The following is a 22,808-nucleotide window of genomic DNA, read 5'->3' on the forward strand; positions in this document are numbered from 1 at the left end:
CCAGGGGGCGCCCGCACGTCACGCTCACCCGGAAACGCAGAAGAGGCCCCGCGGCGCGAACCGCGGGGCCTCTCCCGTGCGAGTGCTACTTCGCGGCGGTGCGGCGGCGCAGACGCGCCACGGTCATGCCGAGGCCGAGCAGCAGCGCCGCGATACCGGCCGCGAAGGCCGGAGTCGCGTCGACGCCGGTCGCGGCGAGGTGACCGGTCGAGCCGCCCGAGGCGCCGGGCATGGCGGGAGCCGTCGTCGCCGGGGTCGTCGGGATGACGGTCTCGGTGGGCTCCGGGGTCGGCTCAGGAGAAGGGGTGGTGCCGGGGCCTGCGGTCTCGGTCACCGTGAGCGTCGACACGACCGAGACACCCGTGACCGGCAGAGCGAACTCGAGCTCGTGGTCGCCGGCCGACAGCTCCGCGACCGAGAAGCCGACCGACGCGCGGCCCTGCTCGTCGGTGGTGTCGACGACGGTGTGGTCGATCGGAGCGGTCGCCACCTGGACGCCGTCGATCAGCACCTGCACCTCGTCGTCGCGGACGGTCGAGTTGTTCACGTCGAGCGAGGACAGCTCGTAGGACAGCGTCTCCGCACCCTCGACGCTGGTGTCGACGATGCCGATCGAGCGCGAGGCGGGGTCCGGCGTCACCGGCGAGAACTCGGCCATGTACTCGGTGAAGGCGTTCAGATCGCTGCGACCGGAATCGGCCTTGTCCGCCCCGGTGCCCAGCGCGGTGAAGTTGTCGCCGCCGGCGCCGAGGAAGGAATTGGTCACGATCTTGAAGGTCTCGTCGTCGCCGACCGGCGCTCCCTGGTAGAAGACTCCGGTGATGTGCGAGCCCACGGCAGCCGTCGGGTCGTAGGTGTACGACAGGTCGGCGGAGATGCCGAGGTGCAGCTCCGGGCGCGACTTGCCCGGCTGCCACTGCTGCTCGAGCACCTGGCGGATCTGAGCGCCGGTCAGCGTCTCGGTGACCAGCGTGTTGGCGAACGGCTGGACGACGGCGGCCTCGCGGTACGTGACGTTGCCGTCCGCATCTCCCTCACCACTGGAGGCGTAGGTGATGTCCTGGCGGATCCCGCCAGGGTTCATGAAGGCGATCTGGGTTCCGAGGTCCTCCTGCGTCGCCCACAGCTGCGCGTCGGCGACGAGGTTGCCGATCGTCGACTCCGCTCCGCGGTTCTCGGTGCCGTCCGACTGCACTCCGCGGCGCACGTCTCCGGTGATCGAGCCGATGGAGACCGCGCCCTCGACATCCGCGACGGCGACGGCGTCAGCGACCAGCGCGGCGACCGTGGTGCCCTCGGGGGTGGACTCGGGGGTGTAGATCGGCTGGTAGACCGTCGAGACGACGCCCTTGGCGTCCGTGACCTCGACCGGCTGGAGGAGGTCGACGAGGTCGGACGTGATCGAGGTGAGAGTCTTCGTGTCAGCGTCGACGGTCATCTCGAGGTGACCGAGGTAGGTCCCGTAGCTGCCGGTCTGGAGGACGGGAAGCGTCTTGTCGCCGATCGTGACGTCCTGGTCGTAGACCTGGTGGGTGTGGCCCGAGACGATCGCGTCGACGTTCGGGCCGACGCCGTTCACGATCTTCCCGAACACCGACTCCTGGTCGGTGAAGCTCACGGTGGGCGATGCGGCCCCCTCGTGCATGACGACGACGACCACGTCGGCTTCGAGGTTCTTCTGCTTGACGGGCACGGAGGCGTCGTCGGTCTCGTCCACGCCGTCGTGCAGACGGGCGGTCTCCTCATTGACCGAGTCGACGATCGAGGCGACGTCGAGCGTCGAGATGCCGTCCGGGCTGACCAGGTAGGGCAGGTCCTCCGTGGTCGCGCCGACGAAGCCGACCTTCACTCCATCGAAGTCCTGGACGTAGGACGGCGAGTAGGCGTGCTCGTGGGTGTCCTTCTCGAGCAGGTTCGAGCTGATGTACTCGTAGTCCGAGCGCGGGATGATGCGCTCGTCGAGGTCCTCGCGGCCCTTGTCGAGCTCGTGGTTGCCGACCGCGGTGGCGCTCAGACCGATCTCGTTCAGCGCGTCGATCGTGGGGTTGTCGTCCTGAACCAGCGAGGTGAAGGTCGAGGCCCCGACGTTGTCGCCCGCCGACACGAGGATGGAGTTGGCGGGATTCTCGGCCTTCAGCGTCGAGAACGCCGAGGCGATGGAGGCGGCACCCGCGGTGCTCTGCGCGACCGAGGAGCCGGCAGTGGCCTCGAGACGGCCGTGGAAGTCGTTCATCGTGTAGACGTCGATGACGCGCTCGTCGGCCGCCATCGCCGGGGCCGCTCCGAGGAGGGCCGCTCCGGCCACCGCGCTGACGGCGGTGACGGAGAGGAGTCTGGTCAGGCCGCGACGGCCGGGGGTAGTGCTTCGCATCTGTGGGAGGTCTCCAAGCATCGAGCGGCGATTCGGAGAGAACTCCTGCCGCAGTGGGGGAACTTTCCCAGACAACCCGACGCGAGCCTGTCCGTCAAACGTCGATCGGGGCGGCGGCGGTGCGTTTACGAGATGTTAATTCGCCGACGGCCGGCGGACGTGGAGCAGCGGGAGGAATTGCGAGAGGTCGGCACGCACGCCCGAGGCGTGGATCCGGCCGCTCGCGAGGCCCTCGCTCCACGGGAGGGAGCCGGTGGCGAGGGGCAGCCAGGTGGCGGCGTCCATCTCGATCACGTTGGGCGGAGTGCCGCGGGTGTGGCCCGGGCCCTCGACGCACTGGGCGGCGCCGAACGGCGGCACGCGGACCTCGACGCTGCGGCCCGGGACGTTCGTCTCGATGATCTGCAGGAGGAAGCGCACGGCGGTCGCGGTCGTGTTCCGGTCCGCCCCGCCGGCGAGCGCCGCCCGCACGGCGTCCTGCCCGGTCGCCTCGTCGATCTTCCCCTTGGCCATGCGTCCAGTCTGCCGTGCCGCCCGGCGTCCCCCGTGTCTGCCTGCTTTCGCGAGATGCCACTTGTGCACGCGACACGCCGCAGAAGGCGTGCACAAGTGGCATCTCGCGGAGGAGCGGGCGGGCGCCGGCCGGGGCGTGCGGCGACGGGGCGCGCGGCGGGCGGGGGCGCTCCGGGGCGGGCCTATCCTGTCAGGGTGAAGATCCTCGTCCTCGGCTCGGGTGCCCGTGAGCACGCCATCATCACCGCTCTGCTCGCGGAGGAGGAGGCGCACGAGATCATCGCCGCCCCCGGCAACGCGGGGATCGCGCGCGACGTGGAGGTCATCCACTTCGACACCAACAGCCCGCGCCTGGTCAGCGACTTCGCGGTCGAGCAGGGCATCGAGCTCGTCGTCATCGGGCCGGAGGCGCCCCTCGTCGCGGGGGTCGCCGACGCCCTGCGCCGCCGCCGCATCCCCACCTTCGGCCCCGACCGCGCCGCCGCCGCCCTCGAGGGCTCGAAGACCTTCGCCAAGCGCGTGATGGACATGGCGCGCGTCCCCACCGGCCGGGCGACCCGCGTCTCGACCCTCGTCGACGCGACGCGCGTCATCGACGAGTTCGGCGCCCCCTACGTCGTGAAAGCCGACGGCCTCGCCGCCGGCAAGGGCGTGCTGGTGACCGAGTCGCGCACCGCCGCCGTCGCGCACGCCGAGTTCTGGCTGCAGTCGGGCGACGTGCTGATCGAGGAGTTCCTGGCCGGCCAGGAGGTCTCGCTCTTCCTCCTCTCCGACGGCCACGACGTCGTCCCGCTCTCGCCCGCCCAGGACTACAAGCGCCTCGCCGACGGCGACGAGGGCCCGAACACCGGCGGCATGGGCGCCTACTCCCCGCTCCCCTGGCTCGCGGACCGCTGGGAGAGCGAGCGCGCCTTCGTCGACGAGGTCATCGACACCGTCGCCATCCCGACCATCCGCCAGCTCGAGCGCGAGCGCACCCCGTTCGTCGGACTCCTCTACTGCGGCCTCATCGTCACGGACGCCGGCATCCGCGTGATCGAGTTCAACGCGCGCTTCGGCGACCCGGAGACCCAGGTCGTGCTGCCGCGCCTGGTCTCCCCGCTCTCGGCGCTGCTCTTCGCGGCGGCGACCGGCGCGCTCGCCTCCGTTCCGTGGCCGGCCTTCTCGGAGGACGTCGCCGTGACGGTCGTGCTCGCCAGCGAGGGCTACCCCGAGAACGCCGCCACCGGGCGCGTCCTCGGCGGCCTGGAGGCGGCGGCCGAGGTCCCCGGCGTCACCCTCGCGCACGCCGCGACCCAGCTGGTCGACGGCCGCTTCGTCGCCACCGGCGGCCGGGTGCTCAACGTGGTCGCCCGCGGCGCCGACTTCGCCGAGGCCCGTGAGCGGGCCTACCGCGCCCTCGACCTGATCACCCTCGACGGCGGCCAGTACCGCCGCGACATCGCGCTGCGCGTCGCCGGGCGCTGACGCCCCTCGCTCGCTCGGCCGGGCCTCAGCTCAGCCCGTGAAGCGGTGGCTGTAAAGGGCGCTCTCGTCCGCGAACGCACCGGTGTCCGCGTTCGGATGAAGGAACGGGTGAAGCTCGATCATGCCGCGGGAGAATCCGCGCAGCCATGTCGAGATCTCCGGAGTCACGGAACGCACCGCGGCTCGGATCACGGACAGCCCGTCCTCGTCGGTCCCGTCCAGGAGCGCCACGACCTGCCACTCGATCCTCCTCGCGCCCAGGTCCTCCCGCGCTCGATCGAGGTCGGCGCGACTCCACGGCGAAGCGATCAGCGTCAGCGCGGAGCCATGCACGCGCTCCAGTCGTGGTCGGACCGACTCGGGATCGGCGGCCGAGATGATCACCCGCCATCGGCCGTCCTCGGCCCGGAGATATCTGCGGCTGTCGATCTCTCCGCTCTCGAGCATCTCGGCTTCACGGGCAGCGGACCGCACGTCAGGATCCGGTCTCTGCACGGAGGACCTCTTCGAGGAGCGGAGGGACGGCGAACGGTCGAAGACGTCCTCCACGCGATGGTGCCGCAGGGCTGCGACCCGGAAGTCGGAGCCCGATAGCGAGCCGAGGGCCGCGATCACACCGCTTCCTGCGGGAAGGCGAGCACCGACGAGTCTCAGCCCGTGCCGACGGACCGTCGAGAGCCACTCAATCGTCCGTACCGGCGCCTCCCCGTGCGATGTCCTCTGGACGATCCAGTACTCGCCGTCCAGCTCGACGAGCACGCCGATCACGGAGAGCCGATGCTCCTTCGTCGTCATCGACGCACCTCTCTCAGCTCGTCCGACCGGAGGGACACGATCACCCATTCGACGATGCGCGCGGCGGCGTCCGCCCACGTCGCAGAGTCGAATGCACGGCCGCTCGCGGCGAAGAAATCTCCTTGCACTCCGTCGTAGACGACCATCTCATGGGGAAGGCCTGCAATCGAGAGTGCATCGTGGACGCGCTGATGCGCAGAGACGGTCACTGAATCCTGTCGGGAATGCAGATCGAGGATGGGCAATCCATGGAGAAGCTGGACCTCGACGTTCTGCCCGGACGGAACACTCACGAAGACCGCCGACCTGAGCCGATCGCTCACCTCCGGGAGTGAATCCCAGACGGGAGTCGAGCGATGACCGAACGCCACGAGAGCCATCTGCTCACCTGCCGGCGAGGAGTCGACCTCCAGAGAGAGGAGTGAAGCGTCATCGAGGAAGGCAGCACTCACTCCTGACCGCGCGAGGGAATCGGAGAGCGACGCGAACTCCTCCGCCGAGAAGCCCGGAGCTACGACGACCACTGTGCCCAGATGACCGTCCTCGCCAGCAGGCTCTCGTGAGCAGGACACCAGTGCGAGCGCCCAGAGGGCGATGACCACCCCCGCCAGGATGCTAGACGGTCTGCCGAACGACACGGTCGACGCACGAGTAGTCGTATCGGACCCAGAGCCAGTGCCGATCGTTCGACTCCCGCTCGGAGCAGTAGGACTCCCGGTGATAGGCGAAGCGGACGACGTACTGGGTCCGGTAGGACTCGCAGGTCTCTTTCGATCGGAAGTTGTCTCGGAGAAGGGTGTAGCCGGGCTTGCCAGCCGCAAGCGTGATCACTCCCTCGGAACGGGATTCGATGTTCGTGACGTCCGAGACGATGACAGCACCTCCGCTCGATGAGCCGGGTGCGGACAGGGTGCTGGGCGCGCTGATGGCCATGACCAGTGCCGCTGCCGAGGCCAGTGCGAGCAATGCCGTCTTACGATTCGATGTCTTCATCCAGTCCTCCGAGTTATGTGAACGACACAGCTTGGCCATACCCATGTGATGACGGAGATGCTCTCGCAGATGCGCGAAGAAGTCACGGGCCGACGCCCGACGAGGGTTTGGTGGCGTGAGAACAACGCCTCGCACGCCGATCTCGGCCATTCGTCCTCGTTTCGCAGAGGCGTGCGCGCGGGCCCACCGCGCGCTGCGCGTCGCCGGGCGCTAGCACGGAGGCTCCCGCCGGCGCCTCGACCCGGTCGCCGGAGTGGGACAACGTGTCTCGCTGCGCCGCGCGCGTCGGCGGTCGTCGCTAGCGTGTGGCGCACCCGGCAGCCCGTCGCCCCGACCGAGCCGCCTCCGTCGCTCCGGAAGGCCGCCGTTGTCCCCTGCACCCCGCTCCCGGTCCCGCGTCCGCCTCCTCGCCACCGCGGGGGCGGTCCTGTCGCTGCTCGCGGGAGCCGTCGCGGCGGGGTCACCGGCGCAGGCCTCGGCGGCCGGGACGATCGAGGTGTCGGGTCTCCTCCGCCCCGGCAGCGTCGACGCCGCCACCCCGGATCCGACCGGCGAGGCGTACCGGGTCCGGGCGGTGGACGAGGCCGGAGCCGTGGTCGAGGAGATCGTCACGGATGAGACCTACTCGCTGACCCTCCCCGCGGGTGGGAGCTACGCCGTGCGCGCCGAGGTGATCGACGACGACGCCTGGTACCCGACCTGGTACGCCTACAACCCCTTCGGCGGCGTCTACGGCAGTCCGTTCGAGCGGGAGGCCCAGCGGTTCACCGGATCGAACGACTCCGTCGACATCCAGCTGGCCGCCGCAGGAACCGTCACCGGAACGGTGACGCCCGCCGCCGCCCCCGGAGTCACGACGACGGACTTCATCGTCGAGGCCTGGTACTCCAGCAACGCGGGGGATCTCGTCAAGCTCGCCTCCCTGGCCACCAGCGGCACGCCGGGCGCGGAGGACCGCTACTCGTTCAGCGGCGCGGACCGCCTGCCCACCGGCGTCTACGTCTTCCGGCTCACCGAGGCGGACGTCCCCGACTACGACGACGAGTACTTCCAGGAGACGGCGCGCCTCGACAAGTACGTCTACCAATCCCTCGAACCAGAAGGCCTCACCGGCATCGACTTCACCCCGACCGCCTACGGCTCGGACGTCGAGCGCGTGGCGGGATCGGACCGCTACGAGACCGCGACACTGGTCTCACGCGCCGGATACGTGTCCCAGAACTCGCCGATGTACATCGCGAGCGGGGCGAACTGGCCCGACGCCCTGTCCGCCGGGCCCGCCGCGTCGCTCCAGCGTGGCAGCCTCCTCCTGACCGACCCGCTGGTGCTCCCCGAGACCGTCGCCCGCCAGGTCGAGGACCTGCGGCCGAGCCGGATCGTGGTGGTCGGCAGCGCCCTCTCGGTCAGCGACGCCGTCCTGCGGAGCCTGGACGACCTGACCGACGCTCCGGTCGTGCGGATCGCGGGCCGGGACCGCTACGAGACGTCGCGGCGGATCGTCGCCGACGCGTTCCGCGGCTCCGACTACTCGACGGTCTTCCTCGCCACCGGCACGGACTTCCCCGACGCCCTCTCGGCCGCGCCGATCGCCGGGCGTCGGCTCGAGCCCGTCCTCCTCGTCGACGGTGCCCGGAGCGATCTGGACAACGCGACGCGGAACGCGATCCGCCGGCTCTCGGCGGAGTCGGGCCAGCTGCTCGGCGGAACCCCGTCGATCAGCTCCGGCATCGAGTCGGCCCTGCGCGCGTCGACCCTCGTCGAGTCCGTCCACCGGGTGGCGGGGACGGACCGGCACGACACCAGTCGCCTCCTCAACGCCCTCTATCCGCCGTCGGAGCTGGTCGACGAGGCCTTCGTCGCCTCGGCGACGAGCTTCGCCGACGCTCTGGCCGCGGGGCCCGCGGCGGCGGAGCGGGGAGCGCCGCTGTACCTCAGCGAAACGGCCTGCCTCCCGGGCGCGACGAAGACGGCGATCGCGAGACAGGACCTCGACTACGTGACGATCCTCGGCGGCACTCCGACGCTCTCGGCCGCGGTCGGCCGGCTCCGGGCCTGCTGAGCGGGCGACTCCTCAAGAGTCGTCGTAGCGGGAGCTCGAGGACGACGATCTCTGGAGAGCGGATCCGGCGGACGGGGGGGGTCAGGCGGTGCGCAGGGGCGTGCGGCGGGTCGCGGACCACCAGAGCACCGCGCCGCCGAGGACGACGGCGCTGCACAGGGCCATGACGGTGCGCGGCTCGAGGAGCAGGATCCCGAGCGAGACCAGGGCCTGGCTGAGGGCGATCGCGAGCATGGCGATCATGGTGTCGACGGCGAAGACGCGGCCGCGCAGGTCGTTCGCGGTGATCGACTGCAGGCCGTAGCCGCTGAGACTCGCGTTCATGCTGCCGCCGATGTGGGCCAGCAGGACGAGGGCGATCGCGAGGACGACCGAGGTGCTGATCGACACCAGGGCGTAGCCGAGGCCGAAGAGGAGCACGGCGGCGACGATCCCGCCGCGCAGGTCGGGCGAGCGCTCCGCCGCGAACCGCGCGACGCGGGGCCCGATCACGGCGCCGACGCCGCGCGCGGCGAAGAGGAGACTCGCGGCGACGGCGGGGTCCGCCGCCATCGTCAGAGAGAGCGCCGGGAAGAGCGCGATGGCGCCGTTGCCGAGGTGGCTGCCGGGCTTCGCCAGCAGGAGGGCCGGGATCCGCCGGTCGGAGCGGCAGAAGGCGGCGACCTCGCGGACGTCGCGGGCGAACCGGGCGAGGCCTCCGCGGCGGCCGGCCTCGCGACCGGCCCCTCGCCCCGCCCCGCGCTCGGTGCCGCGCGCCGCGGGCAGGCCGAGCAGCAGCAGCGCGGAGAACCCGTAGGCGCCGGCGGTGATCGCGAAGCAGAAGTACGGCGAGACGAGGGCGGAGGCGATGCCGCCCAGGGAGGCGCCGAGCGCGAGCATCACTCCCCAGACCGAGTTCAGCCCGGTGCTCGCGACGAGCAGGCTCTCCCGCGGCACGATCTGCGGGACGATCGCGTTCACCGCCGGGGTGAAGAACGCCTTGCCCGCCGCGAGCAGCGCGAAGGTGAGCACCGCGAGCCACGCGGTCGCCGCCGACTGCAGCAGGAACAGCGGCAGCACGGCGAGCGCCGACCCCGCCTGCGCGGCGACCAGCACCGTGCGGCGCGACGTGCGGTCGACGAGCCCGCCGGCCCAGAGCGGGAGCACGGCGATGACCGCGGTCTCGGCCGCGAGCAGCAGCGCGCCGAGGGCGCCGTCGCCGGTGAGGCGCTGGAGCAGGACGATCAGCGGGATCATCGTGAACCAGTCGCCGCCCTGGCTGACGATCTGGGCGAGGAAGACGCGGCGGTAGTCCGGGTTCGCCCGCAGGATCCGCCGGACGCTCTCGCGCGCGGTCGTCATCGCGGCGGGGTCCGTCCGGTCGGTCGTCGGGCGTCTCCGTCGGTGTCGGTGGGGTGCGGCCGGAGCTCGACGGCGAGAGTGAGCACGCTCCCGGTGCCGAGCTCCAGGCGGTGGACGCCGCTCGGGAGGGAGCGCAGCCTGGGGACGCAGACCTCGGCGAGGATCGAGCGCGTGCCGAGGACGGTCCGCTTCTGCTCCGAGCGCAGGACCAGCTCGGTCGAGAGGGTCGCGTTCACGATCTGGCAGCAGTCGGCCGGCACGGTGACGACGCGGCCCGGCTCGGTGCAGATCAGGACGACGCCGACGTCCGTGCGGAGCAGGAGCACGCCGTCCCGGTCGCTCTCGCGGTGGGCGCCGGCGCCGTGGTGCAGGAGCGCGCGGTACCAGCGGTGCACGCGGAGGAGGCAGACGCGCTGGCCCGGATCGAGCGCGGTGAGGTCGCGTCCCCAGGCGGGGACTCCCCCGGCGACCATCCGCAGTGCGATGACGCACACCTCGGCGGGCGACGCCGAGCGGGGGAAGGTCTGGTAGTCGTTCAGCCCCGGCATCCCCCGGGCCTGGAGGTAGTCCATCCGCACCAGGTTGGTCCGCGACGCGTACGGGGAGTCGCCGCCGCGCACGACCGAGCCGAGCCCGGCGATGGCGGCGGTGGCGTGGTCCTGCTTCATCTCGACGACGACCGGCCGCGGCTGCGCCTCGGTGATCGCCGCGCACTCGGCGAGGACGCGGTGCAGTCCGACGATCGTCGAGCCGAGGTCGTGCGCGTGCACGGGGGACTCGCACTCCTCGGACGGCAGCCCGTCGAAGAGGTCGTACGTCACGCCGTCGAAGGGGTGGCGCCGGAAGAGGTCCCGCACGACGTCGACCATGACCCGCCGGGCGCGCTCGCTGCGGAAGCACAGCGAGGAGAACATCGCCGGGTTCAGGATCGGGGCGCCGTGCGCGTCCTGGACGAGGAGGTCGCCGACCCGCCCGAAGGCCGCGGAGGCGGGACCGACGGCGTGCGGGGCGCACCAGATGATCACCCGGCTGCCGAGCGCGTGGATCGACTCGATCAGCCACGGCAGGTCCGGGTACTTGACCGGATCGGGGGTCCAGTCGCCGATGTCCATCGGCACGTCGTCGCTCGAGTCCCGTCCGCGGCCGAACCAGCCGTCGTCGATGACGATGTTCGGGATCCCCAGCTCCGCGGCGAGGCGGGCGTTCCGCAGGACGAGCTCCTGCGTGACGTGCTCGGAGCTCCAGTCGACCCCGGTGCACCAGTGGGGCTCGAGCGCCTCGGGGCGGGTGGAGCAGCGCACGTCCAGGGCCAGCCGCTCGCAGGCGGAGAACCGCCGCAGCACCGAGCGCCAGTCGGCGTGCTGCGACGCGGGGAGGACGGCGATCCAGAACCGGTGCACGGCCTCGCCGTCGTCACCGGCCTCCGCGGTGTCGGCGAGGTGGAGCAGCGTGAACTCCACCCGGAGCCGGCGGAAGTGCACGTTCAGCGCCCGGTTCGAGGCGGGCTCGTGCAGGGTGATGTCCATCTCCGCGGGCGCGGCGATCACGCCCACGCCGCTGGCGCCGCCGCCGAGCCGCTCGAAGACGTAGACCGGCGTCTTCAGCGAGTTCGCGCGGACCTGCAGGTCGCCGCTGAAGCGCCACGCGGAGACGGGGTGGCTGCTGTTCATGTGCCAGCGGCCCGTGTCCGGGACGACGACGTGGTCGAGGGTGTCGAGGGTCGTCGTGTAGACGACGCTCACGTCGCGCAGCTCGGGGCGGGCGGGCAGGCGGACCTCGAGCAGCTCGTCCGCGGCGCCGGTGAACCGCCAGCCCGTCGGGACGGGAGTGCTGTCCGCGACGACGAGGCGGCCGTCGCCGGTCGCGACCAGCACGGCGCGGAATCCGACGGACGTCCCGTCGAGGCGCCGGGCACGGACCTCGACGCTGCCGGCCGCGGTATGCCGGGCCGTGCTGTCGCTGGATCCCACGGTGTGCTGCTTCCTTCGTCGGCGGTGCCCGGCGGAGTCGGCGGTGCCGCGGTGGTCCGTGACCGTTCACGGAGCGCAGGGCCGCCTCGTACCGCGACACGGTGATCCACGCCGTTGCAGGCATGGTGACGTTAGCATCCGAGCGCGCGCGATGAGTACCCGGGGGTTCGGGGAGGGGCGCCGCGGGGACGGGGCGCCGGCGTCGGTGTCGGGGCGCCGGTGTCGGGAGGGCGGTGTCGGGAGGGCGGGCGATCCCGGCCCGGGGTCAGCGCGCGGTCGCGACGATGTCGCGGAGGGCCTCGCCGAGGTCGGGGTGGGCGAAGGCGAAGCCGGCCTCCTCGAGGCGGCCGGGGACGACCCAGCGGCTCTTGTGCAGCAGCTCGGACTCGGTGCGCAGGGCGAAGGTCGCCGGCTCGAGGACGAAGCGCGGGGCGGGCAGGCCGATCCGCCGGCCGACCGCGGCGCGCAGCAGGCGGGAGAGCTCGGTGTTGTCGCTGGGGTTCGGCGCGGCGACGTTCACGGGGCCGTCGAGGGGCTGCTCCTCCAAGAAAAGGACCGAGCGGTACACGTCCTCGACGTGGATCCAGCTGAAGTGCTGGCGTCCGTGGGTGGGGCGGTACTCGTGGTGCACGCCGGCCGCGCGCCGGGCGCGGGTGGCGGGCCAGCGGCCGTCGAACTGCGGGCCGCCGAGGCCGAGGCGGGCGTGCTTCAGCAGGATGCCGGTGGCCGGGCCGTCGCCGAGCACGATCGTCATCCGCAGGGCGAGGCGGCGGACGCCGGGGGTCTCGCCGGCGAAGAACGCCTTCTCCCAGGCGCGTGCGACGTCGACGGAGAAGCCCTCGCCGAGCACGCCGTCCTGCTCGGTGTTGGCGCGCTCCTCCTCGTGGCGGTAGATGGTGGCCGTGCTCGCGTTCATCCAGACGGGAGGCGGGGTCGCGGCGGCCGCGACGGCGCGGTGCAGCTCCTGCGTGGTGTCGATCCGGGAGCGCAGGATCTCGGCGCGGTTGGCCGGGGTGTAGCGGCAGTCGACGCTCTTGCCGGCCAGGTTGACGAGGAGGCGGGCGCCGTCGAGGGCCCGCGTGATCGCGGTGGTGTCGCCCCAGCGGGCGTCGGGGCCGGAGCGGCCGATCCGGCGGACGGTCCAGCCGTCGGCCTCGAAGCGGCGGGCGAGGTCGGTGCCGAGGAAGCCGCTCGCTCCGGCGAGGACGACGACGGGGCGCGCGGGGTCGGGCATGCGTTCATCGTGCCGCATGGCGGGGGTTCGTCGCGGCTCCGGATCCTCAGTGCTTGCGGGCCGCCGCCAGCGCGCCGGCGAGGCGCTCCGGGAAGCCGGGCGGGACGTCCTCGGGCAGGGCGTCGACCGGCCACCAGGCCAGGGCGTCGCTCTCGTCGCTGACGGCGAAGGGCTCCTCGGGGTCGGCGATCGCGCCGTAGCCGATGTCCCAGTGGGTGCTGCAGCGGCCGAAGCCGCCGCCGAGGCCGTGCCGGTCGAGGTCGAGCGGGACGTCGCCGAGCAGGGTGAGGGCTGCCAGGCCGCTCTCCTCGCGGGCCTCGCGCTCCGCGGCGACGGGGACGGAGGCGTCGGCCGCCTCGACGTGCCCGCCGAGCTGCACCCAGAACCGGCCCTTGCGGTGGTAGCAGAGCAGGACCCGGTCGAGGCCGGGCGAGAGCACGAAGCAGCTCGCGGTGACGTGCTCGGGGCCGCCGCCGCGCTCGAGTGCCGCGTCGCCGTGCTCCGCGAGGAAGGCGAGGTACTCGTCCCGGAGCCCGGCGAGCGCCGCGGGCGCCGCCCACTCCGCCAGCTCACTGCTCAGCCTGCCGGCACGCGCGTTCTCCACCCGCACGAGCGTAGGCGAGGGCCTCCTCCCGCGGTGCGCGTGCGGCCGCAGTCCGCGAGATGCCACTTATGAGGGCGACACGCCGAGGCAGGGGCTCATAAGTGGCATCTCGCGGGGAGGGCCGGGGTGAGAGTGCGGCCACAGTCCGCGAGATGCCGGTTCGGTACGCGACACGCCGAGTGAGGCGTACCCAAGCGGCATCTCGCGGGGAGGGTGCCCGTGCGGCCGCAGTCCGCGAGATGCCACTTACGAGGGCGACACGCCGAGGCGGGGGCTCATAAGTGGCATCTCGCGGGAGGGGGGTCAGACGGCCAGGCCCGAGAGGCCCTCGCGGTCGACGCGGCGGTGGAAGCGCATGCCGGCGAGGCCGCCGAGGACGGCGCCGACCAGGGAGACGACCAGGGCGGCGAGGACGGTCACGATCGCGGTGACGGTGGCGTCGCCCGCGTCGAGCGGGATCTGCGGGAAGCCGCTGACGGCGGAGAGGATCTGGCTGCCTCCGGTGAGCGCGGAGACGATGCCGACGACGATCGCCACGACGACGGCCCAGGCCCAGACCGCGACGCCCTGCTTGGCGCCGCTGAAGCGGGCCATCCGGCCGGCGACGTAGCCGCCGGAGTAGTAGGCGACGAGGAGGATCACGAGCAGCGCGATCGCGCCGACCCAGCCGAAGGCGGCGGGGTCCGCGGCCAGGTCCGCCGTGACGTCCTGCGTGCCGACGACGGCCGCGCCGATCGCGGTGACCAGGGCGGTGAGGATGACCGCGAGGCCGGTCGCGGCGAGCCAGCCGAAGAAGGCGCAGCCGACCTTGAGGCCGCCGAAGCGATCCTTCTCGCGCTGGTGGATGTCCTTGCGGGCGGCGGTGCGGGCCTTCGCGGCCTCGGCGGAGTCGGGATCGACGGGGGCGCGGTGCGCGGCGGGCTGGTCGTCGGGGGCGGTGGTCGCGGTGGCGCCCGTGCTGCTCGAGGCGGTGCTCGTCGTGTCGAAGCGGGCGGTCGCGTCGTGGTCGGCGCCGCTCGGCTCGCTGCGGAAGCGGTCGCTGCGGTCGGGACCGGTGCTGTCGGAGCCGGGGCCCCGATCGGTGGGCGTGCTCATGTCGGCCTCCTCGTGCGCCCCGGTGCGGAGCGTCGGCTCAGTCAACTCCCCGGCGGCTCCCGGTGTCTCGGGCTTGACGGCGCGGATCGACGGGCGGCTCGGGTGCCGGTGGGGTCGTCGCCTCCTGCTGATCGAGTAGCCCGCGGAGCGGGCGTATCGAGATCCACCGTGGTCAGCATGCGGGGTCTGCAGAGTCCGACTTCTGATCACGGTCGGTCTCGATACGCCCCTTCGGGCTACTCGACCAGCATGGGTGCGCTTCGGGGCTACTCGACCAGCATGGGGGCGCTTCGGGGCTACTCGACCAGCATGTTCGCGCACGACCACGCTCGGCGCGGCCGAACGGGCGTCAACCCCGTTCCGCCGCGCGGCGGGAGCGGCTTGCATGGGGAGACCGACCCACGACGAGAGGGAGCATCATGACTCCGGAATCCCCTGAGCAGACCCCGCCCGGTACCGAGGCCGAGCTGACGCCGAAGGCCGACCACGGCGAGACCAGCTACCGCGGCTCCGACCGCCTGCGCGGCAAGGTCGCCCTGGTCACCGGCGCCGACAGCGGCATCGGCAAGGCCGTCGCGATCGCGTTCGCCCGCGAGGGCGCCGACGTCGCGATCTCGTACCTGAACGAGCACGAGGACGCCGAGGACACCGCGAAGTGGGTGCGCGAGGCCGGCCGCGAGGCGCTGCTCCTCCCCGGCGACCTGCAGGACCCGGCGCACTGCCGCTCCGTCGTCGCCGAGACCGTCGAGAAGCTCGGCCACCTCGAGGTGCTCGTCAGCAACGCGGCGTTCCAGATGAGCCGCGAGGAGGTCACCGACATCCCCGACGAGGAGTGGGACCGCACCATCGCGACCAACATCAGCGCCTACTTCCACCTGGTCAAGTCCGCGCTGCCGCACCTGAAGAGCGGCGCCTCGATCATCGCGACGAGCTCGGTGCAGTCCGACCAGCCGTCGTACCAGCTGCTGCCCTACGCGGCGACGAAGGCCGCGATGCTCAGCATGACCGCCTCGCTCGCGCAGGCCCTCGGCGAGAAGGGGATCCGCGCGAACGCGGTCGCCCCCGGCCCGATCTGGACCCCGCTGATCCCGGCGACCATGCCGCCGGAGGCCGTCGCCTCGTTCGGCGAGCAGGTCCCGCTCGGCCGCCCCGGCCAGCCCGCCGAGGTCGCGCACGCCTACGTGCTGCTCGCCTCGGACGACGCCAGCTACATGAGCGGCTCGACGATCGCCGTCACCGGCGGGAAGCCGATCCTCTGAGCACCGCCACGCGGAGCCTCCGGAGCGCCGCTCACCCGCAGGAACGTGCGGTAGGTTCCCGCGGGTGAGCGTCCACATCCGCAGCATCGAGACGGCCGTCCCGCCCACGGTCCTGCACCAGCCGGAGCTCCGCGACCTCTTCGCCGCGCAGCCCGCCGTCACCCGCCTCGGCTCGCGGCTGATCGGCGCGGCCTTCAACGCCTCGGGGATCGACACCCGGCACACGGTCGTCGACGAGCTGGACGGCGAGGAGCGCCACGGCGAGAGCACCTTCTACGACGCCCGCTCCGGCCTCCTGCTCGATCCGGGCACGGCCGCGCGCAACGCCGTCTACACGGCCCGCGCTCCGGAGCTGTTCGCGCAGGCGGCCCGGCGCGCGCTCGAGGCGGCCGGCTTCGCGCCGGACGAGGTCACGCACGTGGTCACCGTCTCCTGCACCGGCTTCTACGCGCCCGGTCCCGACTACCAGCTGGTCCGCGCGCTCGGGCTGCGGGTCTCGACGCAGCGCTTCCACCTCGGCTTCATGGGCTGCTACGGCGCCTTCCCCGGGCTCCGCGCCGCGCGCGCGTTCTGCGAGGCCCACCCGTCGGCCGTCGTGCTGGTCGTCGCGGCGGAGCTCTGCAGCATCCACCTGACCAGCTCGAGCGACGCGGAGCAGATCGTCGCCACCTCCGTCTTCGCCGACGGGGCCGCCGCCGCCGTCGTCACGGCCCGCGCACCCGAGCCGGGTACCGCGGTGCTCGACATCGACGAGCTCGACACGACCCTCACCCCCGAGGGCGAGGACGAGATGGCCTGGACGATCGGCGACCACGGCTTCACCATGCGGCTGAGCACCTACGTGCCGTCCATCATCGGCACGAACATCACCGCCGCGCTCGAGCCGATGCTCGGCCTCGGCGGGGTCGGCGCCGCGGACGTGCAGCGCTGGGCCGTGCACCCGGGCGGCCGGAGCATCCTCGACCGCGTGCAGTCGGCGATCGGCCTCTCGGACGAGCAGATGCGGCCCTCGCGCGAGGTGCTGCGGACGGTCGGGAACATGTCGAGCGCGACCGTGCTGTTCATCCTCCGCCGGCTGCTGCACGGCGAGGCGGCCGACGGCGAGCGGATCGGCGCGATGGCGTTCGGACCCGGGCTGACCGTCGAGATGGCGCTGCTGACCAAGCGCGGCGGGGCGTGAGCGCCCACGCGCCGCTCGTCCCCGACCTCCGGCACCGGGAGACGGACGCGCAGGAGCTGATGGACGACCCGTCCTGCGACCGCGCGCTGCTCGACGCGACCTACGCGCGGTTCGGCACGGTGAACCGTCTCGTCTCCGGCTGGCGGCGGCTCTACCGGACCCGGCTGCGCCCGCTGTTCCGGAGCGAGGAGCCCCTGCGGCTGCTCGACATCGGCTCGGGCGGCGGCGACATCGCGCGCTCGCTCGCCGACTGGGCACACGCGGACGGGCTGCGGCTCGCGATCACCGCGATCGATCCGGACGAGCGGGCGTTCGCCTTCGCGACATCGACGCCGGCGCCGGCCGGGCTCGAGTTCCGGCGGGCGAGCAGCGCCGAGCTGGTGGCCGAGGGTGCGCAGTACGACATCGTGACGTCGAACCACCTGCTGCACCACCTGCCGCCGGAGTCTCTCCGCGCGCTGCTCGAGGACAGCGAGCGGCTCGCTCCGCGCGCGCTGCACAACGACATCGAGCGCTCGCGGCTGGCGTACACCGCGTACGCGGCGGCGACCCGGCCGATCGCGGCGGGGTCGTTCCTGCACTACGACGGGTCGCTGTCGGTGCGGCGGAGCTACACGGCGCCGGAGCTGCGCGTGCTGGCGCCCGAGGGCTGGCGCGTGGAGCGGGCGGCGCCGTACCGGCTGCTGCTGGCGCGCGGGTAGTGCGCGCTCGGGGCCGCGCGGCCGGGGTCACGCGTGGTCGGATTGCTGCCCCGGAGCCGGCGGCGGAGCGGGAGCGGGTCGTGCCCGCCGGCCGGCGGAGCGCGGGCTAGCGGTGGGGGCGCTCGACGTCGTCGCCGGGCGTGCGCTCGTCGGGGCCGTGCGAGCGGCGGTACTGCCAGCCGGCGAGGGCGAGGATCAGCACGCCGCAGAGGACGGTGATGATGTCCGGCACGGAGACCCCGTCGCCGAGCGAGCTGATGCCGGCGCCGAGGAGCAGGACGCCGCCGATGAGGTAGAAGATGACTCGCGTTTTCATGGCCTCGTCGCTTTCGTCCGCCGGAACAGGCCCTGCGATGCTACCCGGTCGCGCCGGACGGAGGCCGGGCGCGGTCCTCGCTGCGGGGGACGTCCTCCGGCACGCGGGGTCGCCTCCGGCACGTCGGAATGCGCCGAGATCGCGAGCCCGGGGTGGAATCGCGAGCCGAACGTCCCCGTGCGCGCGAGCTCCGGCACGCGGAAACACCTCCGGCACGCTGGAATGCGCCGAGATCGCGAGCCCAGGGCGGAAGCGCGAGCCGAACGTCCGAGCAGAGGGCGTCCGGGACGCGAGAGGGTCACCTCGTCAGGGTGGACGCTCCATGCTGATCGAGCAGCCCACGCAGAGGACGTATCGAGCGGAGGGGGCGCCTCCGGCGCCATCGCAGGGCGGGGAAGAGGCCGACGTCCTTGGGGTGCGCGGGTCTCGATACGCCCCTGCGGGGCTACTCGACCAGCATGTCTGCGGGCGTCTCTTCCAAGTAGATCCACCCGCGTCGAGAGGACGAGTCTGCAGACCCACCCTGCTGGGGACGGTGGGTCTCGATACGCCCCTGCGGGGCTACTCGACCAGCATGAGGTTCGCAGAGGCCCTCGGCGAGAGGTCGGCACCCCCTGCGGGGCTACTCGACCAGCATGCGGGCGAAGCGGCCCCCGGCTAGGGGGCGCGGCCCGGGCTGTCAATGGGGCATCGGCGTGTCTCCCCGCCGATTCCGCGTGGAGGGGCTCCACCGGTTACCGTCCCCGAGGAGCTGTCCGCCGTGGGCGGCTCGCACTGACGAAGGGCGCCCGTGGCCACGCTGACCTATGGACCGCAGAATCTCGAGATCGAGTTCGAGGAGCGGGTGCTCGCCCACCTCAAGGTCGCCGTGCTGTCGAAGCTGCGGCGCAACGAGGCCTTCTCGCTCTCCTGGACCGAGGACGCCTCCACCGGCCACGGCCGCAGCTCGGTCTGGCTGCACCCGTCGGTGCCGCTGCACTTCCGCTTCGCCGAGACGCACCAGCCCAAGCTCAACCGCGCGTGGATCGAGCAGATGCTGAGCGTCGCGAGCATGCACGGCGAGCTGTCCGTCCTCCCGGAGCCCGAGGAGACGCGTCAGGGCTCCTGACCCCGCCGCCTTCTCCCCCGAGACCGGATCCGTCAACCCCACCCCCCGTCCCAGGGTCGCGTCGTAGCGTCTGAGGACAGTGACCGGGCGGTTCTCCGTCGGTCGCGACCACGGACGGAGACGACGATGACCGATACCGCGCGAGCAGTCGCAGCACCCACCCTGACCGGGACGGGAGGCTCCCTCCGCAAGGACGAGCCGATCGCCGTCCGCCACGCGCCCGATTCCGCCTCCACCGCCTCCCAGCCCGTGCTCGGCTGCCGGATCGACGTGAGCGGCCGGATCTTTACGGTCGAGCTCGAGATGGCCGGTGTCTTCCTGCGGCAGGTGCGCCGTACGCTCCGCGACGGGGACAGTGCGCTCGTCCTTCTGCGTCACGTCGACGGGATCGAGATGATCCCCTTCACCCGTGCGACGCCGTTCGAGGTCTCGGACATCGTCTGCCCCGAGGGCGTCGAGCCCGCGCAGGCACGGATCGCCGAGGGGCTGCGCGCCCGCTAGAACCGCCGCGGCGCGGGGTCGATCCCGCGCCGCCGTTCGATCGGATCCGCGCAGCCGCCGCGATCAGGCGGGGAGCGACGCCTCGATCAGCTGGACGATCCGCGGGTCGTCGGGCTCGACCGTCGGGCGGAAGCGATGCACGGTGCCGTCGGCGGTGATCAGGAACTTCTCGAAGTTCCACTTCACCTTGCCGGCCTTGCCCGCCTCGTCCTCGGTCTTGGTCAACTCCGCGTAGAGCGGGTGCGCCGAGCGGCCGTTGACCTTGACCTTCTCGAACATCGGGAACGTGACGCCCCAAGTGGTCGAGCAGTACTCCTTGATCTTGTCGGAGTCGCTGAGCTCCTGCAGGAACTGGTTGCTCGGGAAGCCGAGCACCGTGAAGCCGCGGTCGCCGTACTGCTTCTGCAGCGCCTCGAGCTTCTCGTACTGCGGGGCGAGGCCGCAGCGGGAGGCGACGTTGACGATGAGCTTCACCGGCGCGTAGTCGGCGAGCGTCGACGTGGATCCGTCGATCGTGGTGAGCGGGATGTCGGTGATCGTCTCGGGCACGGGGCTCCTTGTCGAGGAAGTGGGGGTGATCGTCAGGCTATCCAGTGCAGCCGTGCGCGGGCCGCGAGACACTCCTCCACACCGTCGCCCTCGCCGTGATCCTCCCCCGTCGGCGCAACTTCCGCCCCGGCGGCGGACGAGCGACGCCACCATGGAGTCATGACCCCCTCCTCGCAGCAGCTCGTGTCGGTGGGTGGGCGGCGCCTGCGGCTGACCAACCTCGACAAGGTGGTCTATCCGGAGGCGGGGTTCACCAAGGCCGACGTCCTCTCCTACTACGCGTCCGTCGCCTCCGCGATGCTGCCGCACCTCGCCCGGCGGCCGGTCACCCGCAAGCGCTGGGTCGACGGGGTCGGCACCGCGGAGGAGCCGGGCGAGGTCTTCTTCGAGAAGAACCTGCCCTCCTCCGCGCCCTACTGGCTGAGCCGGACGAAGCTGGCGCACTCCTCGCGCGATGTCGAGTACCCGCTCGTCGACGACGTCGCCGGGCTGACCTGGCTGGCCCAGCAGGCGGCGCTCGAGCTGCACGTGCCGCAGTGGCGGGTCGGCTCGGACGGCGAGCGGCGGCCGCCGGACCGGCTCGTGCTCGACCTCGACCCCGGCGAGGGGGCGGGGCTGGCGGAGTGCGCCGAGGTGGCGTTCCTCGCGCGCGACCTGCTGGAGGGGATGGGGCTCGAGCCGTTCCCGGTGACCAGCGGGAGCAAGGGCATCCATCTCTACTGCCCGCTGGACGCCTCCGCCTCGAGCGATCAGATCTCCTCGGTCGCGCACGAGCTGGCGAAGGTGCTCGAGGCCGACCACCGCGATCTGGTCGTGTCCGACATGAAGAAGACCCTGCGCGAGGGCAAGGTGCTCGTCGACTGGAGTCAGAACAGCGCCGCGAAGACGACCATCGCGCCGTACTCGCTGCGGGGACGACTGCTGCCGCGGGTCGCCGCGCCGCGCTCGTGGGAGGAGATCGGGGCGGCGGATCTGCGGCACCTCGCTCCGGACGAGGTGGTCGAGCGGCTGCGGAGCGACGGCGACCTGCTGCGCCCGGTGCTCGCGTCACGCGGTGCGGGGCTCGAGCCGTCGCCGGAGCGGATGGCGGGCTTCGCGGCGACCGACGCCTCCGCCGACCGGCTGGCCGCCTACCGCAGCATGCGCGACGCCTCGAAGACGCCGGAGCCGGTGCCGTCGCCGGGGGCGGGGATCGCGACGTCGGGCGACACCTTCGTCGTGCAGGAGCACCACGCGCGACGGCTGCACTACGACTTCCGGCTCGAGCACGACGGCGTCCTGGTCAGCTGGGCCGTGCCGAAGGGGCCGCCGCTGGACGGCGATCCGAACCGGCTGGCGGTGCAGACGGAGGACCACCCGCTCGAGTACGCGACCTTCGAGGGCACGATCCCCGCGGGCGAGTACGGCGGCGGCGAGGTGCGGATCTGGGACGAGGGCACCTACGCGCTGGAGAAATGGCGCGAGGGCGAGGAGGTGATCGCGGTGCTGACCGGCCGGCCGGACGGCGGGCTCGGCGGCGAGCCGCGGCGGTACGCGCTGCTGCACACGGGGGCGAAGGGCGGGAAGGGGGACGAGAAGCACTGGCTGCTGCACCTGATGGCGCCGGGGGCCGCGGCGCACGGGGGGAAGGCGCACGGGGGGAAGGCGCACGGGCGCGGGGTCGGGGTGCGGAAGGGCGGGGGGTCCGGCGGGGCGTCGGAGGCCGGAGCGCCGGCACCGTCCGCTGCCGCACCGACCGATCCCGGAGCGCCGCGGTCCTCCGCTGCCGCGCCGACCGCGGAGGCCGCCGCCTTCCGGCCGATGCTCGCGACCGCCGGCCGCGCGGCGGACATCCCCGCGGACTCCGCGATCGAGATGAAGTGGGACGGCTACCGCGCCCTGGTACGGGTGGCGGGCGGAGCCGTGACCCTGACCAGCCGGAACGGCAACGACCTGACGGCCGCGTTCCCCGACCTCCTCGCCCCGATCGCCGAGGCGGCGGCGGTCGACTGCGTGCTCGACGGCGAGATCGTCGCGCTCGACGAGCGCGGCCGGCCCGACTTCGGCCGGCTGCAGACCCGCGGCGGCCTGACCAAGCCGCGCGAGATCGAGGCGGCGGCCCGCGCGACTCCGGTGCACCTGATGCTCTTCGACCTGCTGGCGATCGACGGCACAGAGGCGATCGGCCGCCCCTACGACGAGCGGCGCGCCGCCCTGGAGCAGCTGGCGACCGAGAACGAGCGGGTGCACGTCCCTTCGGTCTTCGACGGCGACCTGGAGGAGGCGATGTCGACGAGCCTCGCCCTCGGCCTGGAGGGTGTCGTCGCCAAGCGCCGGGACGCCGCGTACCGGCCGGGCGTCCGCTCCGGCGACTGGGTGAAGCTCACCCACCACCGCGTGCAGGAGGTGGTGATCGTCGGCTGGCGCGAGGGCGAGGGCGGGCTGGTGGGCTCGGTCGGCTCGTTGCTGACCGCGCTGCCCGGCGACGACGGACTGGTCTACTCCGGCCGGGTGGGCAGCGGCTTCAGCGACCGCGAGCGCCGCGGCCTCGTCGACCGCCTCGCCGAGCACGCCACCGACGAGCCCGCGGTGGCCGTCCCGCCCGCCGAGTCCCGCGGCGTGCACTGGGTCGAGCCCGTCCTCGTCGGCGAGGTCCGCTACCGCGAGCGCACCTCCGGCGGCACCCTCCGCCAGCCCGTCTGGCGCGGCTGGCGCGCCGACAAGTCCGCCGCGGAGGTGCGCCTGGAGTGAGCGGGTGAGTCGCCCGAGATGG

Annotated in this window: 20 protein-coding genes; 8 read left to right on the plus strand and 12 right to left on the minus strand. The window is 72.6% G+C overall.

Features of this window, described 5'->3' with window-relative positions:
* Positions 1-85 precede the first annotated feature (85 nt).
* Both MT351_RS10770 and MT351_RS10775 read right to left on the minus strand, forming a co-directional pair.
* A complete protein-coding gene (locus tag MT351_RS10770; protein WP_132436567.1) occupies positions 86-2,371 on the minus strand; it encodes a bifunctional UDP-sugar hydrolase/5'-nucleotidase in 2,286 nt (761 codons plus the stop codon).
* Positions 2,372-2,506: 135 nt separating this feature from the next.
* Complete coding sequence (locus MT351_RS10775) at positions 2,507-2,884, minus strand: sterol carrier family protein (RefSeq protein WP_132436565.1); 378 nt, start codon at positions 2,882-2,884, stop codon at positions 2,507-2,509.
* Positions 2,885-3,079: 195 nt separating this feature from the next.
* Between MT351_RS10775 and purD the strand changes: the two genes are divergently transcribed.
* Positions 3,080-4,351 (plus strand): phosphoribosylamine--glycine ligase, encoded by a 1,272-nt coding sequence (gene purD, locus MT351_RS10780; RefSeq protein ID WP_123732480.1) that lies wholly within the window; start codon positions 3,080-3,082, stop codon positions 4,349-4,351.
* 30 nt (positions 4,352-4,381) lie between these two features.
* Here the strand turns inward: purD and MT351_RS10785 are convergent, their stop codons facing one another.
* Genes MT351_RS10785 through MT351_RS10795 form a run of 3 tightly spaced genes read right to left on the minus strand, consistent with a single transcriptional unit; the run spans position 4,382 to position 6,289 of the window.
* The gene (locus MT351_RS10785; protein WP_243582169.1) at positions 4,382-5,146 is read right to left on the minus strand and encodes a hypothetical protein; all 765 of its coding nucleotides are present in this window, start codon (positions 5,144-5,146) and stop codon (positions 4,382-4,384) included.
* Positions 5,143-5,748: a dienelactone hydrolase family protein gene (locus MT351_RS10790; protein WP_132436561.1), complete on the minus strand. Its 606-nt coding sequence runs from the start codon at positions 5,746-5,748 to the stop codon at positions 5,143-5,145. Before MT351_RS10790 ends, MT351_RS10785 begins: the two co-directional genes overlap by 4 nt.
* Positions 5,749-5,761: 13 nt before the next feature.
* Entirely contained in the window at positions 5,762-6,289 is a 528-nt protein-coding gene (locus tag MT351_RS10795) for a hypothetical protein (protein WP_132436559.1), read from the minus strand.
* Between the two features lie 217 nt (positions 6,290-6,506).
* Between MT351_RS10795 and MT351_RS10800 the strand changes: the two genes are divergently transcribed.
* A complete protein-coding gene (locus tag MT351_RS10800) occupies positions 6,507-8,198 on the plus strand; it encodes a cell wall-binding repeat-containing protein (RefSeq protein WP_132436557.1) in 1,692 nt (563 codons plus the stop codon).
* Positions 8,199-8,279: 81 nt separating this feature from the next.
* Here MT351_RS10800 and MT351_RS10805 read toward each other — a convergent pair whose 3' ends face one another.
* From MT351_RS10805 to MT351_RS10825, 5 genes are all read right to left on the minus strand, one after another.
* Entirely contained in the window at positions 8,280-9,539 is a 1,260-nt protein-coding gene (locus MT351_RS10805; RefSeq protein ID WP_132436555.1) for an MFS transporter, read from the minus strand.
* Positions 9,536-11,509 (minus strand): alpha-galactosidase, encoded by a 1,974-nt coding sequence (locus tag MT351_RS10810; protein ID WP_132436553.1) that lies wholly within the window; start codon positions 11,507-11,509, stop codon positions 9,536-9,538. The genes MT351_RS10805 and MT351_RS10810 overlap by 4 nt, the downstream gene beginning before the upstream one ends.
* 265 nt (positions 11,510-11,774) lie before the next feature.
* On the minus strand, positions 11,775-12,743 hold the full coding sequence (locus MT351_RS10815; RefSeq protein WP_243582170.1) for an epimerase: 969 nt from the start codon (positions 12,741-12,743) through the stop codon (positions 11,775-11,777).
* Positions 12,744-12,789: 46 nt separating this feature from the next.
* A complete protein-coding gene (locus tag MT351_RS10820) occupies positions 12,790-13,347 on the minus strand; it encodes an NUDIX hydrolase (RefSeq protein ID WP_165909067.1) in 558 nt (185 codons plus the stop codon).
* Positions 13,348-13,650: 303 nt separating this feature from the next.
* A complete protein-coding gene (locus MT351_RS10825) occupies positions 13,651-14,442 on the minus strand; it encodes a hypothetical protein (RefSeq protein WP_123737658.1) in 792 nt (263 codons plus the stop codon).
* Between the two features lie 419 nt (positions 14,443-14,861).
* On the opposite strand from MT351_RS10825, the gene MT351_RS10830 reads away from it, so the two are divergent.
* The 3 genes from MT351_RS10830 to MT351_RS10840 all read left to right on the plus strand — a co-directional run bounded on the left by MT351_RS10830 (position 14,862) and on the right by MT351_RS10840 (position 17,582).
* Complete coding sequence (locus tag MT351_RS10830) at positions 14,862-15,701, plus strand: SDR family oxidoreductase (protein ID WP_127887746.1); 840 nt, start codon at positions 14,862-14,864, stop codon at positions 15,699-15,701.
* Positions 15,702-15,765: 64 nt separating this feature from the next.
* Entirely contained in the window at positions 15,766-16,881 is a 1,116-nt protein-coding gene (locus MT351_RS10835; protein ID WP_132436550.1) for a type III polyketide synthase, read from the plus strand.
* A complete protein-coding gene (locus tag MT351_RS10840; RefSeq protein WP_243582171.1) occupies positions 16,878-17,582 on the plus strand; it encodes a methyltransferase domain-containing protein in 705 nt (234 codons plus the stop codon). Before MT351_RS10835 ends, MT351_RS10840 begins: the two co-directional genes overlap by 4 nt.
* Before the next feature lie 106 nt (positions 17,583-17,688).
* Here MT351_RS10840 and MT351_RS10845 read toward each other — a convergent pair whose 3' ends face one another.
* Positions 17,689-17,898 carry a hypothetical protein gene (locus MT351_RS10845; RefSeq protein WP_123706287.1) on the minus strand — a complete coding sequence of 70 codons (210 nt, stop codon included), beginning with the start codon at positions 17,896-17,898 and terminating at the stop codon, positions 17,689-17,691.
* A gap of 790 nt (positions 17,899-18,688) precedes the next feature.
* Here MT351_RS10845 and MT351_RS10850 point away from each other — a divergent pair.
* Both MT351_RS10850 and MT351_RS10855 read left to right on the plus strand, forming a co-directional pair.
* A complete protein-coding gene (locus MT351_RS10850; protein WP_123448043.1) occupies positions 18,689-19,006 on the plus strand; it encodes a hypothetical protein in 318 nt (105 codons plus the stop codon).
* A 126-nt stretch (positions 19,007-19,132) separates the two neighbouring features.
* Complete coding sequence (locus MT351_RS10855; protein ID WP_132436548.1) at positions 19,133-19,507, plus strand: hypothetical protein; 375 nt, start codon at positions 19,133-19,135, stop codon at positions 19,505-19,507.
* Positions 19,508-19,570: 63 nt separating this feature from the next.
* Here the strand turns inward: MT351_RS10855 and MT351_RS10860 are convergent, their stop codons facing one another.
* Positions 19,571-20,056 (minus strand): glutathione peroxidase, encoded by a 486-nt coding sequence (locus MT351_RS10860; protein WP_243582172.1) that lies wholly within the window; start codon positions 20,054-20,056, stop codon positions 19,571-19,573.
* Between the two features lie 159 nt (positions 20,057-20,215).
* On the opposite strand from MT351_RS10860, the gene MT351_RS10865 reads away from it, so the two are divergent.
* The gene (locus MT351_RS10865) at positions 20,216-22,786 is read left to right on the plus strand and encodes an ATP-dependent DNA ligase (protein ID WP_132436544.1); all 2,571 of its coding nucleotides are present in this window, start codon (positions 20,216-20,218) and stop codon (positions 22,784-22,786) included.
* The last annotated feature ends 22 nt before the right edge of the window (positions 22,787-22,808 follow it).

The organism is Rathayibacter sp. VKM Ac-2926, from assembly GCF_022815565.1.
In the GTDB taxonomy this organism is placed as follows: domain Bacteria; phylum Actinomycetota; class Actinomycetes; order Actinomycetales; family Microbacteriaceae; genus Rathayibacter; species Rathayibacter festucae.

What these genes read in the sequence shown, in the direction of transcription:
- MT351_RS10770 (WP_132436567.1), bottom strand. Translation starts at nt 2,371, where the DNA reads ATGCGAAGCACTACCCCCGGCCGTCGCGGCCTGACCAGACTCCTCTCC.
- MT351_RS10775 (WP_132436565.1), bottom strand. Translation starts at nt 2,884, where the DNA reads ATGGCCAAGGGGAAGATCGACGAGGCGACCGGGCAGGACGCCGTGCGG.
- MT351_RS10785 (WP_243582169.1), bottom strand. Translation starts at nt 5,146, where the DNA reads ATGACGACGAAGGAGCATCGGCTCTCCGTGATCGGCGTGCTCGTCGAG.
- MT351_RS10795 (WP_132436559.1), bottom strand. Translation starts at nt 6,289, where the DNA reads ATGGCCGAGATCGGCGTGCGAGGCGTTGTTCTCACGCCACCAAACCCT.
- MT351_RS10805 (WP_132436555.1), bottom strand. Translation starts at nt 9,539, where the DNA reads ATGACGACCGCGCGCGAGAGCGTCCGGCGGATCCTGCGGGCGAACCCG.
- MT351_RS10815 (WP_243582170.1), bottom strand. Translation starts at nt 12,743, where the DNA reads ATGCCCGACCCCGCGCGCCCCGTCGTCGTCCTCGCCGGAGCGAGCGGC.
- MT351_RS10825 (WP_123737658.1), bottom strand. Translation starts at nt 14,442, where the DNA reads ATGAGCACGCCCACCGATCGGGGCCCCGGCTCCGACAGCACCGGTCCC.
- MT351_RS10830 (WP_127887746.1), top strand. Translation starts at nt 14,862, where the DNA reads ATGACTCCGGAATCCCCTGAGCAGACCCCGCCCGGTACCGAGGCCGAG.
- MT351_RS10845 (WP_123706287.1), bottom strand. Translation starts at nt 17,898, where the DNA reads ATGAAAACGCGAGTCATCTTCTACCTCATCGGCGGCGTCCTGCTCCTC.
- MT351_RS10855 (WP_132436548.1), top strand. Translation starts at nt 19,133, where the DNA reads ATGACCGATACCGCGCGAGCAGTCGCAGCACCCACCCTGACCGGGACG.
- MT351_RS10865 (WP_132436544.1), top strand. Translation starts at nt 20,216, where the DNA reads ATGACCCCCTCCTCGCAGCAGCTCGTGTCGGTGGGTGGGCGGCGCCTG.